General features: G+C 64.8%; 15 protein-coding genes. 7 read left to right on the top strand and 8 right to left on the bottom strand.

Going from position 1 to position 13,307, the window contains the following annotated elements:
* Positions 1 to 94: 94 nt before the first annotated feature.
* Positions 95 to 1,915, bottom strand: coding sequence for an aminopeptidase P family protein (locus MF134_RS07465; protein WP_255338799.1), 1,821 nt, complete (start codon positions 1,913 to 1,915; stop codon positions 95 to 97).
* 254 nt (positions 1,916 to 2,169) lie between these two features.
* On the opposite strand from MF134_RS07465, the gene MF134_RS07460 reads away from it, so the two are divergent.
* Complete coding sequence (locus MF134_RS07460; RefSeq protein WP_255338798.1) at positions 2,170 to 2,376, top strand: hypothetical protein; 207 nt, start codon at positions 2,170 to 2,172, stop codon at positions 2,374 to 2,376.
* Positions 2,377 to 2,478: 102 nt separating this feature from the next.
* Here MF134_RS07460 and MF134_RS07455 read toward each other — a convergent pair whose 3' ends face one another.
* The 3 genes from MF134_RS07455 to MF134_RS07445 all read right to left on the bottom strand — a co-directional run bounded on the left by MF134_RS07455 (position 2,479) and on the right by MF134_RS07445 (position 6,007).
* On the bottom strand, positions 2,479 to 3,354 hold the full coding sequence (locus MF134_RS07455) for a 50S ribosomal protein L11 methyltransferase (protein WP_255338797.1): 876 nt from the start codon (positions 3,352 to 3,354) through the stop codon (positions 2,479 to 2,481).
* Between the two features lie 2 nt (positions 3,355 to 3,356).
* On the bottom strand, positions 3,357 to 5,267 hold the full coding sequence (locus MF134_RS07450) for a cation:proton antiporter (RefSeq protein ID WP_255338796.1): 1,911 nt from the start codon (positions 5,265 to 5,267) through the stop codon (positions 3,357 to 3,359).
* Positions 5,268 to 5,416: 149 nt separating this feature from the next.
* Positions 5,417 to 6,007, bottom strand: a complete 591-nt coding sequence (locus tag MF134_RS07445; RefSeq protein WP_255338795.1) for an SCO family protein — start codon at positions 6,005 to 6,007, stop codon at positions 5,417 to 5,419.
* A gap of 498 nt (positions 6,008 to 6,505) precedes the next feature.
* Here MF134_RS07445 and MF134_RS07440 point away from each other — a divergent pair, with 498 nt between their 5' ends.
* The gene (locus tag MF134_RS07440; RefSeq protein ID WP_255338794.1) at positions 6,506 to 7,186 is read left to right on the top strand and encodes a DapH/DapD/GlmU-related protein; all 681 of its coding nucleotides are present in this window, start codon (positions 6,506 to 6,508) and stop codon (positions 7,184 to 7,186) included.
* Here the strand turns inward: MF134_RS07440 and MF134_RS07435 are convergent.
* Positions 7,153 to 8,301, bottom strand: coding sequence for an MFS transporter (locus tag MF134_RS07435; RefSeq protein ID WP_255338793.1), 1,149 nt, complete (start codon positions 8,299 to 8,301; stop codon positions 7,153 to 7,155). The genes MF134_RS07440 and MF134_RS07435 overlap by 34 nt on opposite strands.
* A gap of 334 nt (positions 8,302 to 8,635) precedes the next feature.
* Here MF134_RS07435 and MF134_RS07430 point away from each other — a divergent pair, with 334 nt between their 5' ends.
* From MF134_RS07430 to MF134_RS23985, 3 genes are read left to right on the top strand one after another with little or no spacing between them, the layout of a single operon-like run.
* Positions 8,636 to 9,475 carry an AAA family ATPase gene (locus MF134_RS07430; protein ID WP_255338792.1) on the top strand — a complete coding sequence of 280 codons (840 nt, stop codon included), beginning with the start codon at positions 8,636 to 8,638 and terminating at the stop codon, positions 9,473 to 9,475.
* 21 nt (positions 9,476 to 9,496) lie between these two features.
* Positions 9,497 to 9,679, top strand: coding sequence for a hypothetical protein (locus MF134_RS23990; protein ID WP_369695412.1), 183 nt, complete (start codon positions 9,497 to 9,499; stop codon positions 9,677 to 9,679).
* 15 nt (positions 9,680 to 9,694) lie between these two features.
* Positions 9,695 to 9,946: a GNAT family N-acetyltransferase gene (locus MF134_RS23985; RefSeq protein WP_369695411.1), complete on the top strand. Its 252-nt coding sequence runs from the start codon at positions 9,695 to 9,697 to the stop codon at positions 9,944 to 9,946.
* A gap of 32 nt (positions 9,947 to 9,978) precedes the next feature.
* Here the strand turns inward: MF134_RS23985 and MF134_RS07420 are convergent, their stop codons facing one another.
* Positions 9,979 to 10,425 (bottom strand): host attachment family protein, encoded by a 447-nt coding sequence (locus MF134_RS07420; RefSeq protein WP_255338791.1) that lies wholly within the window; start codon positions 10,423 to 10,425, stop codon positions 9,979 to 9,981.
* 380 nt (positions 10,426 to 10,805) lie between these two features.
* Here MF134_RS07420 and MF134_RS24185 point away from each other — a divergent pair, with 380 nt between their 5' ends.
* Positions 10,806 to 11,408 (top strand): cell wall hydrolase, encoded by a 603-nt coding sequence (locus MF134_RS24185; RefSeq protein WP_457589956.1) that lies wholly within the window; start codon positions 10,806 to 10,808, stop codon positions 11,406 to 11,408.
* A 91-nt stretch (positions 11,409 to 11,499) separates the two neighbouring features.
* Here MF134_RS24185 and MF134_RS07410 read toward each other — a convergent pair whose 3' ends face one another.
* A complete protein-coding gene (locus tag MF134_RS07410) occupies positions 11,500 to 12,402 on the bottom strand; it encodes a LysR substrate-binding domain-containing protein (RefSeq protein ID WP_255338790.1) in 903 nt (300 codons plus the stop codon).
* A gap of 115 nt (positions 12,403 to 12,517) precedes the next feature.
* Between MF134_RS07410 and MF134_RS07405 the strand changes: the two genes are divergently transcribed.
* Positions 12,518 to 12,811: a hypothetical protein gene (locus MF134_RS07405; protein ID WP_255338789.1), complete on the top strand. Its 294-nt coding sequence runs from the start codon at positions 12,518 to 12,520 to the stop codon at positions 12,809 to 12,811.
* Here MF134_RS07405 and MF134_RS07400 read toward each other — a convergent pair.
* Complete coding sequence (locus MF134_RS07400) at positions 12,783 to 13,268, bottom strand: hypothetical protein (RefSeq protein WP_255338788.1); 486 nt, start codon at positions 13,266 to 13,268, stop codon at positions 12,783 to 12,785. The genes MF134_RS07405 and MF134_RS07400 overlap by 29 nt on opposite strands.
* Positions 13,269 to 13,307: the final 39 nt, after the last annotated feature.

Genomic DNA, 13,307 nt, shown 5'->3' with positions numbered 1-13,307 from the left:
TTCTAGCTCCACTCATACCGAATGAAATTCGGGCTCGATCGATCCAAGATGTCTACCGGCCCCGAAGGACCACCGGGAGATCCGGCCCGCCAGCTCACAGCGGGCGTGTCGCGCTGTCCAGCCATCGGCGGTCCTCCTGCGAGACGATGGGCCCGAGTTCCTCCGCGACGCGCCGATGATAGGCGTCCAGCCACTCCCGCTCCTCCCGGGTCAGCATGTCGGGGACGATCAGGCGGCGGTCGATCGGGGCGAGCGTCAGCGTCTCGAATCCATGCATGGCAATGTCGCCGCCCTCAATGTCTTCCGCCTCGGTGACCACAATGAGGTTCTCGATGCGGATCCCGAAGGCGCCTTCGCGGTAGTAGCCGGGCTCGTTCGAAAGGATCATGCCCGGCTTCAGCTCGGCCATGCCGCGCCGCGAGATCGACTGGGGTCCCTCGTGAACCGCCAGGAACGATCCGACCCCGTGCCCCGTGCCATGGGCATAGTCGCAGCCCGCCTTCCACAGGGCGATTCGCGCCAGCGGGTCCAGATCGACGCCGCGCGTGCCCTTGGGAAAGCGTGCGGCGGAAATCGCGATCATGCCCTTCAGGACCAGCGTGAAGCGTTCACGCATGGTCTCGTCCGGTTCCCCGATGGCGATGGTGCGCGTGATGTCGGTGGTGCCGTCGCGATACTGGGCTCCCGAATCGATCAGGAACAACTCGCCCGCACCGAGGGACCGGTTGGTTTCCCGATTCACCCGGTAGTGGACGATCGCGCCATTCGGGCCGGACCCGGTGATGGTGTCGAAGGAGATGTCGGCCAGCGGTTCCTGATCCGACCGCCCCGCTTCCGCGCGAGAGGCTTCCAGCGTTTCGGCGGCGGTGATTTCGTCGATCGTGCCGGGCGCTTGTCGGTCGAGCCAGGCGAGGAACCGAACCATCGCCGCTCCGTCACGGCGATGGGCGGCGCGGGCGCCCGCGAGTTCCCCGGCATTCTTGATGGCGCGGGGAAGCCGGGCGGGGTCGGCCAGCTCCTTCACTTCACCGCCGGCTGCCTTGACCAGCTCGGCAATGCGATCCGCCGCCAATTGCGGATCGAGGCCAACGGTTCGGTTCCGCGATGTGTCGGACAGCTCGCGCTCGAAATCTTCAGGCGTCCGCAGTTCGGCAAGGGCCGCCAGATGCTCACGCACATCCGCATCGAGTTTGTCCGGATCGACATAGAGCGAAGGCCGGCCCGAGGCCGGAACGAGGGCGAAAGCCAGCATCAGCGGCGTATGCGGCACGTCGCTGCCGCGAATGTTGAACGCCCAGGCGATGGAAGACGGGTCGGTCAAGACTGCAAGATCGGCCTTGGCCTCTCCGATCGCCTTGCCGAGTTCGGCGAGCTTGTCCGAAGCGGAACGGCCGGCGCGGGCTTCGTCCTGAACGAAGGCGCGTCCCTTGGGCGGGGCGGGACGGTCGTTCCAGATCCGATCGATCGGATTGCCCGCCAGCGCAACGAGTTCGCCGCCGATTTCCTCCATGACCGCGGCCAGGCGCTTGGCCTCACCGATCGTGTGCAGCCAAGGATCAAAACCGATACGCAGCCCCGCCGCATGCTCCTTCAGATAGGCCGAGAGCGGCGTTTCGATCGAGGAAAGCGGCGAAAAGACCTCGGTGTCCACCTGACTGCGGACCTGCAGCGTATAACGCCCATCGACGAGGATGGCGGCCTGATCCTTGAGGACGATCGCGGTGCCGGCGGAGCCTGCGAAACCCGTCAGCCATTCCAGCCTCGCCGCCGAGGCCGGGATGTACTCACCCTGATGCTCGTCGGCGCGCGGCACGATGAAGCCGTCGACGCCGGCATCCTCGAGCGCTTGGCGAAGCCGGCGCGTGCGCTCGGCACTTTGGGAGAAGTCACTCGTCTCGTCGAAACTCTGAAACATCGCGGTCTTTCATCTTGGCATGGCACGGGCGGTGCGAGGCTCGTTCGCGCGATCACCCATGCCGGAAACGGTTTCATCCACCCTACGCCGCAGCCCCCATGGAAAAAAGGTGACGACCGGATGAAGCTGGCGCTCATGTTGCATTGCAATAGGCGGGAGGGACCTATGCATCGGCCCGGCTACCGGGACATCCGAAAAGTCAGCATATTGGCAGTCATCGGGAGGCCAGAAACAGCCATCCAGGAGATTTGACCATGGCCAGCATCAGTGCAGCCACCAAGCCGAACCGTGAACGCCAGAAGAGCGGCTTCGTCCGCACCGTTCTCGGCAGAATGATGGAAGCCCGCGAGCGCGAGGCGCAGCGCTATATCGCCCTTCATTACGGCGCTCAGAGCCATCCGGACCTGCTTCCGGGCGAAAAGGGCTCCTTCTTCGACAGCCGCGCGCCCGAGCGCCACTGATCGTCAGGCGCCAACGCCGGCAGGAACGGCGTCCAGCACTCATCATCAAAGCCCGACCGCAGCCGCTGTGGTCGGGCTTTTCGCATCTGGCACCCGCGATTCTCAACGGGTCGCGCGAAGATGCAGCGTCACCCATTCGCCGAGGGGGAGCGTCCGGCGATGGACGAAGCCTTGGGCCCGAAAGGCCGCGCGAACGGCCGCGGCCTGCTTGTCCAGAATGCCGGAAAGGATCAGGTCCCCACCCGGCGTCACGTGCCGGCGGAACTCCGGCGCAAGCCGCATCAGCGGTCCGGCGAGAATATTCGCGACGATCAGGTCATAGGGCGCCTGTCGCCAGACTGCCGGCGCGCGAAAGCCATCCGCGACGACCGTCTCGACCAGGTTGGCGACGCCGTTCGCACGAACATTCTCGGCCGCCACGCGGACCGCGACCGGATCGACATCGGTCGCCAGAACCGGAAGCCGCGCGAGCTTGGCAACGGCAATGGCAAGGACGGCGCTCCCGGTCCCGAGATCAAGCACGGCCCGCGGCGAGCGCAGACGCACCACCTCCTCGATCATCGTCAGGCAGCCCGCCGTGGTGCCGTGATGGCCGGTGCCGAACGCCTGACCCGCCTCGATCTCGATCGCCAGTTCGTGGGTGCCGATCCTGTCGCGGTCATGGGCACCATGGACGACGAATCGACCGGCCCGCACCGGCTTCAACTCGGCGAGCACGGAGGCCATCCAGTCCTTTTCGGGCAGTTCCTCCAGCCCGATTTTTGCCTCCGGCCCGAGACCCGCCGCCTCACGAAACTCCTCGAGCCGGTCGCCGCCCTCCTCGACTTCGAGATAGGCCGCCACTTCGAAGATCGCCGCGGCCTCGTCGATTTCGGTGATGGCGACGGGAGCGCCCTCGTCCTCGAACGCCTGGTCGATCTTCCGATAGGCGGCCTCGGCCTCCGCTCGGGGCGCGCGATGAAAATAGCGAATCTGCATGGTCAGGTCGTTCCCTCGGTCTGCTTGGAGACCTTTTCGGCGGTGCTTCGCGCTTTTTCCGCCCGTGCTTCCCGCTCGGTCATCGTGCCGCGAACGATCTTCTCCTGCTCGCGTTCGGGACGCGGCGGTCCGAAGGAAATGATTGTGTCACCGGCGACCGGCTCGCCCGCGCCCTCGGTCGAGGCGAAGATGATCTCCTGATTGGCCTTGATCCAAAGAATCGGTGCGGTGCCTTCGGGGCGGGATTCGCGAAACTTGGAATAGCCGAATTCGGGTGTGAGCCGCGTCGCCTGGAACGACCAGCCATCCACGACATGATCGCGCAATTGCGAGAAGGTGCGCGGCGGCTTGAACAAAGGCAGCCCACCGAGCGTAAAGTGCATGGAATGCCGACCGGTCACGGCCTGCTGGCCGGTGTGGTCGGCGCCGATCTGGAACACTTCCGACCGGCCGAGCTCTGCCCCGAAATCGGTACAGACGAGCGCGTTGTAGGCATCGTTGTCGGTGGCGGCGATCATGTGGTCGAAGCGGGACAGATCCAAGGAATGGTGTGCTTCCTCGGAGAGGATTTCACCGAACCACACGTCGACGTCGGCAAGCCGGGCCTCCGAAACGTGGGACCAGTTGGAATCGGCGATGAGCACCGGCACGTTCTGCGCCTTGAGCCGACGGGCCAGCGCGATCGAAAAGCGTGACGCACCGACGATCAGGATGCCCGGCCGATTAGTCACGCGCAGATCGAGGAGCTGCGCCAGCGGCGTGAGCGTGAAGCCGTGGAGCAGGATCGTCGCGGCGACGACGGCGAAGGTATAGGCGATCATTCGTTCGGCGTCCGGCACGCCCAGCCGCGCGAAGGTCGCACCGAACAGGCCCGCGACCGCGACCGCAACGATACCCCGCGGGGCGATCCAGCTGACCAGCAGCCGCTCGCGGAAGCCGAGACCCGCGCCGATCGTCGACAGGAAGATGGCGGTCGGACGGATGACCAGCAGAACCGCGGCCAGGAAGGCGATGACCCGCCATTCGAGACTGAGGATCACGCTCATCTGCAGCGATGCCGTCAGCACGATGAACAGGCCGGAGACGAGAAGGACGGTGATCGTTTCCTTGAACTTTTGGAGTTCGGCAAGGCTGGCGAGCCGGGCATTGGCCATGGTGACGCCCATGACCGTGACGGTCAGGAGCCCCGCCTCCTCCAGCAGCATATTGGTCAAGGCGTTCATGCCGACGACCACCGCCAGGAGAATCGGAGCCTTCAGATACTCCGGTGCGTGGCCTTGCGCGAAAAGCGTCGTCAGAGCCCGGCCGACGACGATGCCACCGACGATCGCGACGAGCAGCGCTGCGATCGTGGTCGCGATCAGGTTCTCCGCCTCGTGGGCGCCGCGCATCACGAGGTAGATTTCGAAGGAGACGACGGCGAAGAGCGCACCGACCGGATCGTTGAGAATCGCCTCCCAGCGCAGGATGGAGGCCGGACGCGCCCGCAGCCGGGCATGCCGCAGGAGCGGCATGATGACGGTCGGTCCCGTCACCACGAGAAGTGCGCCGAGCACGATCGCCGTGGGCCAGGACATCTCGCCGATATAGCGAGCGGCGAGCGCGGTCATGACCCAGACCAGCGGACCCGAGAACATGACGACGCGGCGCACCGCCGTGGAGGTCTCGCGAATCTCGCGAAACTTCAGGGTCAGCCCGCCCTCGAAGAGGATGATGGCGACGGCGGTGGAAACGAGCGGCTTGTAAAGCTCGCCGAAATCCTCGACGGGGTTCATCAGCCCCGTCAGCGGACCGAAGAACAGACCGATGGCCAGGAGAATGACGATGGCGGGAATCTGGAACCGCCAGGCCAGCCATTGCGATGCGATGCCCGCGACACCAATCACGGCGAGCTGCATGGCAAGATCGTGCATGCGCGACTAGACCTTCATACAATAACGGAAACGACCTGCGGCACGCACCGCCGGATAGACGCACCACGTCCGGCCGGTCAGCATGCAGCGCGCCGCATGCTGACATAAGGCGGTGAAGCCGTCAGCCCATAGGCTGTGAGGATTGCTGTTCAGACTCCGGCGAGTTTTTCGAGCTTGCCTTTTACCGTCTCGGGATTCTCGCCATAGGCGAGTGTCCCGGCCAGGCGGCCCGAGGCGTCCAGGAGGAAGGTCGTCGCGGTGTGGTCCATGAGATAGTCCTCGCCCTCCCCCGATTTCGCGAAATAGGCGCCCCAGCCCTTGGCCATGGCGGCCACGTCCTCCGGCGTGCCCGACAAGGCCACGATGTCCTCGGAGACCGCCTCGACATAGTTCTTCATGACCGCCGGTGTGTCGCGCTCGGGATCGACGGTGACGAAGACGATCCGGAAATCCCCGCCCTCCTCTTCGATCGCCTGTCGGTTGGAGGCGAGTTCGTACAAGGTCGTGGGGCAGACGTCGGGACAATGGGTATAGCCGAAGAAGAGCGCCGTCGGCTTGCCCCGCATATCCTTTGAACCGAATGGCTCGCCATTCTGATCGACCAGCGTGAACGGCGCGCCATAGGGCTCGTCACCGCCATAGGTCGTGTTCTGGAGCGTCAGGTAGGCCACAACGAGTGCGCCCGCGATCACGGCCGCGAGTGCCCATAGCCCCGTCTGAAGGATCGTTCGCGTCTTCACGTCATCTCTCGGCTGGAAAGCGTTTGCGTCGATTGGCCGACGCGTGGGGGACTTAAGAGAAAGGTCGTGGCGGATTCAAGCCGGTCAGCGCCACGAATCGGACGAGACCTGTCACTCCAAGGCCCTGGCTCTCGACACGACAGACATCAAGGCTTGGTCGAGACCCTGAACGAAATCAGAAGCATGCAGCCCAGGCCTCCGCGGCCAGGCGGAGGAACAGGGCTTGCCCCATTTCCAGCCATCCGAAGAGACCGATCAGCGCAGTCGCGACGATCGCTGCGACCACAATGCCCAAGGAAAGGCTCGGGCCACCGGTCGGCGAGGGATCCCGAGAGATGCCTGAATCTTCCAAGAACGCTACCCTGTTCAGAAGGGGCCCAGATGATCGCAGATCTCTTGGGTCGACAGTGCGACAATAAAGGCTGGACTCCCGCTGGTCGATCCCGCGGCTCGAAACGTGCAATAGGTCGTGCCCGACAGTCTTTCCAGGCAGGGATCATGGCCAAGGGAACACATGAGGGCGAAACCGATCTGCGCTACCGCGATGCGGAACCGCGCATTGCAACCACCGCCGAACTGAAGCGGACACGGCTCGGCCGTTATGTCGAGATCGGCCCGCGTGTGGTCCTGCGCGAGGTCGCCGTCGGCGATTTTTCCTATTTCGAGCGCGGCGGCGAGGCCGTCTATGCCGAGATCGGCAAGTTCTGCTCGATCGCGGCCTATGTCCGGATCAATGCCCTCGCCCACCCGATGGAGCGGGTCACGACCCACAAGATCAGCTATCGCCCGAACGAGTATTTCCGATGGCTCGGCGTGGACAAGGCGTTTCAGGACGAGCGTCGACAGAGACCGGCCCGGATCGGCCACGACGTCTGGGTCGGCCATGGCGTGATCGTGATGCCGGGTGTGAGCATCGGCCATGGCGCGGTGATCGGCGCCGGGGCCGTGGTGACGAAGGACGTCGCGCCCTACGCGATCGTCGCCGGCGTTCCCGCCGCACCGATCCGCCAGCGTTTTCCAAGCGAAATCTGTGACCGGCTTCAAGCGCTGAACTGGTGGGACTGGCCGGTCGAAACGCTGTTCGAGGCGATTCCCGACATGCAGACGCTGCCAATCACCGCGTTTCTCGACAGATGGGAAGGGCTTCAGCCGCCCCTGCCCTCCGCCAGCGCAAAATAGGCAAGCGCCGCCGCCGGCATTGCCATGCCGAGAACGCACACACCCACCCAGCCGAAGGCTTCAAGCACCGGGCTGGTGAGCGCCGAACCGATCGCCCCGCCGACGAAGAAGGTCGTCATATAGACCGCGTTCAGACGGTTGCGGATCTCCGGGGCGAGGCCGTAGATTTCGCGCTGGCCGAAGACAAGATTGGCCTGCACGCCGAGATCGACCAGGACTGCGGCGATCAGAAGCGCGATGAAGGAACTCGTCCCGAAGATCGCGCCCCCAAAGGCCACGATCACCATCGAAAGGGCGACGATCGTGCCGACGTGGCTGTGGCCGCGATCGGCGAGCCGTCCCGCGACGGGGGCTGCGAAAACGCCGAGAACGCCGGCAAGCGCGAACAGCGCGACATCGGTCGGTGTGAAATTGAACGGCTCGCGCATCAGGATGATCGGCGCCCCCGTCCAGAACAGCGAAAAGGCCGCGAACATCGAGGCATGATAGAGGCCGCGGCGGCGCAGGACCGGCTCGCGGATGAACAGGCTGCCGAGTGAGCGGATCAGCGCGAGATAGCCGCGCTCGCCCTGCGGTACGCGGGTGGGAAGCATGAAGAGCGAGGCGAGAGCCAGCGCCGCGATCAGCCCCGCGGAGAGCCCGAAGACGCCGCGCCAGCCGACATAGTCGGCGAGGAAGCTCGCGACCGGACGCGCCAGGAGAATGCCGCCCAGAAGCCCGCTCATGACATTGCCGACCACCGCGCCGCGCTCGGCCTCCGGCGCGAGATTGGCCGCGAGCGGAACGATCATCTGGGCGGCGCACGAGGTCGTTCCAACGACGAGCATCATCAGGAAGAGCGCCGAAAGGCCCGGCGCCAGCGCCAGACCGGCGAGGCTCACCACATTCGCCGCCATGGTGAGCAGGATGAGCAGGCGGTTCTCGACGATATCGCCGAGCGGCACCAGGAAGACGAGGCCGATGGCATAGCCGATCTGCGCCACGGTCACGACCGCGCTTTCGGCTTCTACCGGCAGGCCAGTATCGGCGCCGACCAGGGCGACGAGCGGCTGGGCATAGTAGAGATTGGCCGCCAGCGCCCCGCAGGAAAACGCGAACAGAACGGTCAGCGGCATGGCCAAGCCATGCGCGGTTTGCTCCGGCGCTGCCGAAGAACGGGACTGGCACATGTCGGGTCCTGATGATCCCAGTTGAAGGCGATCGGTCTCGGCCGACCGAGGCAGGATGCGACGGCGGTCTTCTGCCCTGCCGCATGTTTCGCGGCATCTACCTGCTCTCTTGCCTCCCGACTTCCACCCCTCGGTCCGTCACACACACGTTGACGATCCGTCCGTCTTTGGAGACCGCGCAACCGCGCCGCCAGCTTGCCCCCGGCCGTTCGCTCGCTATCGTTGCGGCGATTGAACGAATTGGCCGTGGCCGTCGCCGGCCGGCAAGACAGGACGAGAGATGCGCTTCACCGGAACCGAAACCTATGTGGCGGGCAAGGATCTGATGGTCGCGGTCAACGCCGCGATCACGCTGGAGCGCCCGCTCCTCGTCAAGGGCGAACCGGGCACGGGCAAGACCGAGCTGGCCTCCCAGATCGCTGCGGCGCTCGGACTCCGGCTCATTCAGTGGACGGTCAAGTCGACCACCAAGGCCGCCCAGGGCCTCTACGAATATGACGCGGTCTCGCGCCTGCGCGACAGCCAGCTCGGCAGCGAGAAGGTCCACGACATCCGGAACTACATCAAGCCCGGCAAACTCTGGGAGGCTTTCGCCTCCGACGAGCGCGTCGTGCTCCTGATCGACGAGGTCGACAAGGCCGATATCGAGTTTCCCAACGACCTCCTGCAGGAGCTCGACAAGATGAGCTTCGACGTGGTCGAGACCGGCGAGACGGTCGCGGCAAAGCACCGGCCGATCGTCGTCATCACCTCCAACAACGAGAAGGAACTGCCGGACGCGTTCCTGCGCCGCTGCTTCTTCCACTACATCCAGTTTCCCGATGCCGAGACGCTGCAGGAGATCGTCGACGTCCACTATCCCGGCATCAAGCAGGATCTGGTTCGCGCCGCGCTGACGCAATTCTACGAAATCCGCGACCAACCCGGCCTGAAGAAGAAGCCTTCGACCTCGGAGGCGCTCGACTGGATCCGGCTTCTGGTCGCCGAAGACATGGAGGCGAAAGACCTTCGCGAGAGCCCGTCTAGGGTGCTGCCGAAGCTCCACGGCGCGCTTTTAAAGAACGAGCAGGACGTTCATCTCTTCGAGCGCCTGGCCTTCCTGGCACGGCGCCAGGGCTGACGACTGGAGAGGGGCACCCGCATGACCGAGATCGAGATCCGACCGCTGGAAGCGGCCGACGAGACCGAATGGCGCCGTCTCTGGCGGGGCTATCTGGAATTCTATGAGGCCGAGGTTCTGGAGGCAGTCTATCGCTCGACCTTCGACCGTCTGCTCGGCCAGGAGCCCTACGATCCGAACGGTCTACTGGCGATCGTTGACTGACGGCCCGTCGGGCTCGTGCACTACCTCTACCACCGCCATTGCTGGCGGGAGGAGAATGTCTGCTATCTGCAGGACCTTTTTGCCGATCCGTCCGTGCGCGGCCGAGGCGTCGGCCGCAAGCTGATCGAGGCGGTCTATGGGGCGGCCGACGAAGCCGGCTGCCCGTCTGTCTACTGGATGACCCAGGAATTCAACTATGCCGGCCGCATGCTCTACGACCGGGTCGGCGTGAAGACGCCCTTCATCAAATATCAGCGGCCGGTCTGACCGGCCGCTGACCTCTTCCCTCGCCCGACGGCTCAGGCCGCGAGCAGCTTCTCCATCTTGCCGACCGGATGATTGGTGAAATCCTTGTCGATCTCGCCAACCACACGCGACTGCACCTCCTTGTGGAGGTGCTGGCGGAGTTCCCCGAGGATCTTCGGCGGCGCGACCAGCACGATTTTGTCGAAGCGCCCGCGATGGGCCATCTTGTAGAGGATGTCCGAGAGCTCGATGGCGAAGCGCTCCTTTTCGAGCTCGTGCCAGTCGGTATCCTGGACGGCCGAGCGGTGATTGCCGCTGGCGTCGGGCATGCGGCCCGGCATGTTGGCGCCCTGATCGCGATCCGGCGGATTCTCATGCTCCTTGACGCGCCGAATCTCGAAATTCGGCAATTCGCCATCGCCCATGTTCTGCAGGAAAAGAGCCTTCTCCCCGTCCGCGACCAGGAGCCAGGTCTTGTAGCCAATCGGCTTGTCCAACATGACTTGATGCCTTTCCGTTGTGGAGCCGGCACGTGGGTTGCGTGCCTCTCTCCAATAACGTTCGGGGGCCAAGTCCGTTTCGCGAAATCCCTCTGTTTTCAACGGCTCGTGACATCGCGCGGATTTACCGAAAATCTTAACCGTCTCTGTCGATAGTCGGGGATTGGTAGCGCAAATGCACCACCCGTTAAGGGGTATCGGCGAAATTCTCGGGCTCGAAACAGCGTGCAATCTGTGTCGAAGTTCGAGTGACCGTCATGCTCCGCCAAAAACCTGCCAAGACTCTCCAGGTCGTCTCTCTTCTTGTTCTCGTCGCCGGTCTTTCGGCATGCTCGAGTGGCCCGCGCTTCTTTCGCCGCGCGATGAGCGAGCATGAATGCATGACGCGGGTGATGTATTTCGAATCGAACCGGTCGAGCCCGGAAGGCATGCTCGCCGTCGGCACGGTCGTGATGAACCGCGTCGAGAGCAAGCAGTATCCTGACACGGTCTGCGGTGTGGTCGGCCAGAAGAACCAGTTCGCGCCGGGCGTCCTGACGAAGCGCATGGAGAAGGGCGTCAAACTCGCATCCAGGATGGCGTCGAAGGTCCTGGATGGCGGGCGCCATCGCTACGTCCGGGAGGCCAAGTTCTTCCACACCGCGGGCATGACCTTCCCCTACACCAACATGCACTATCTGGTTGAAGCCGGCGGCAACGTCTTCTACGAGAAGCGGAAGAACGCCCGGCGCTCCTACGACCCGCCGTTCCGAAACCCGCCGGCTCTCGATCAGGCGAACCGGGCGGCCCGGGCGATGCTGTCCGGCTATGCGACCAGCGAGCCGCAGCGCCTGGCCAATACTTCCCCGGCGACGGCGCGCTTCGAGCAGCACCTATCGCCCTCGACCGAACTCGTCTCGCCGCGCGAAAGCGTGCGTTCGGACGTCTCGCTGAAGCCGATCACCATCGACGACGTGCTCCGGGCGAATGGCGGCGGGTTCTGAAGACCGCCGCGCGGGCCACCTTCAACCGCTCGTCCCGCACCGGAAGACCAAGTGAGGTCCTGCGCCGTGCCTCGTCGGCACGGCCGGCTGTTCAGGCGAACAGGCGCATGCCCTGCCCGGACCGCTCGCGAAAACTCTCGGCGACATGTTCGGCGAGCGCTTCGGCCACAGGCCCAGCGCCCTCGCGCGTCATCATGTCGACCCGGTAGCTGCCCAGCGGCGGCAGGCCGCCCGGCCCATCCAGGCGCACGAGACGCGGCGACAGCACGCTCGCCGGCAGCGCGGCAACGGCGAGATCGGCCTCGACGGCGGCGATCTGGGCCTGGCACTGCTCGCTCGAATAGGCGATGCGGTAATCCAGCCCGGCCCGATCGAGGGATTCGAGCGCCTGGCTCCGCCAGAAACAGCCCTGCTCGGCCAGCGCCAAGGGAAGCGGACTGCGCGTGGCCGCACAGCCATTCTTGAGCCCGACCCAGACGAGCATCTCCGTATGCACTTCCCGGACGGGCAGGCCGTGTCCCTCCTCGCAGGTAAACAGGGCAACGTCGAGTTCCCCCAGACTGCACCGCCGCCGCAGTTCGGAGCTCGTGTCGAGGCGGACTTCCACCTCGACATGGGGATGCGTCGACGCGAAGCGCTGGAGGATTTCCGGCACGGCGAACACACCGGAATCGTTCGGCGCTCCGAAACGCACCCGCCCCTCCATCACCGGCCGACGAAAGTAGCTCATCGCCTCGTCATTGAGCTTCAGAACCTTGCGGGCAAAGCCGAGCATGTATTCGCCCTCGGGCGTCAGCTCGACTGACCGGGTCTCGCGGCGAAACAGCTCGCGCCCGACGATCTCCTCCAGCTTCTTGACCTGCAGGCTGACGGCCGAAGGCGAGCGGAACACCCGCTCGGCCGCGCGGGTGAAATTGCCGGTTTCGCAGATCGCGACGAAGGTCCGCGCCAAATCGATATCGAGATTGGTGACGACCGGGGCCATCTGGTTCATGGGAGGAACTCCTCGTCCTCTGTGAGTTAAACTCAACGCATCTCTTAAACCTTTTCGTTCGACTCATCAATCCGGAGCCGGCAACCTGACCTCACATCAAACGACGGAGGTCATCATGCTACAGTCGGTCTACAGCACTCGGATCGAAGAGACGGCCCACGCCGCCGGCGTCACCGGGCTCGGCGGCTGGTTCAAGTCCTGGACGGAGGAGCGGCGCAGGCGCAAGCTTCGCCGCGACGCCTTCGCGACGCTCCTGCGCGTCGACGACGACGTTCTCGAGGATATTACCGGGCTCAGGCGCGATCAGGTGGAAGCCGCCGCGCGGCTGCCGCTCGACGTCGACGCGCTGGAGCGGCTTCAGGCCATGCGGCGGGCCGAACTCAAGTCGGCTCGCTTGCTGCGCCGCTGAGCGCGCGGGCCTCGGCAAAGGAGAGGTGTCGGATCCCCTCCCCGTCGAAATAGACGAAGCCGAGGCTCTGTCGCCGCGAGACCATCGCCGAGGGCAAGGGATCGTAGCGAAAGGTCTCGCCGCCGAGATGCGGGGTCAGCGAGCCGATGTCGACCCGATTGTCTTGGGTCACCCGCAGAAGCTGGAGACGGCGGCCATCCGCCGCCGTCGCCTCGAAGGGAATGCCGGCGAGCCTCAGGAAGCTCGTCGGATCCGGTGCGTTGGGGAAATTGTCGGTGAACGCCTTTTCGACGAGGTCGAAATCTGGCTCCGCCTCATCCGGCTTTGCCCCGTGCTCATGGTCATGGGGCGCATGCGGCGTCTGCCATTGCGCGGCGGGACGCGGGTTGTTGTGTCCGAGATGACCGTGAGTCATGTCGTAGGGGTGGAAATGCTCGTTGTCCTGCTCGCGATGCATCCCGTTCTCCTCCGCCGCTTCGATCCCCGTAAAACCGCG

The sequence above is a fragment of the Jiella marina genome, from assembly GCF_024359545.1.
In the GTDB taxonomy this organism is placed as follows: domain Bacteria; phylum Pseudomonadota; class Alphaproteobacteria; order Rhizobiales; family Rhizobiaceae; genus Jiella.
Note: the sequence above shows the minus strand (reverse complement) of the source record. Positions and strands in the feature narration are given on the sequence as shown.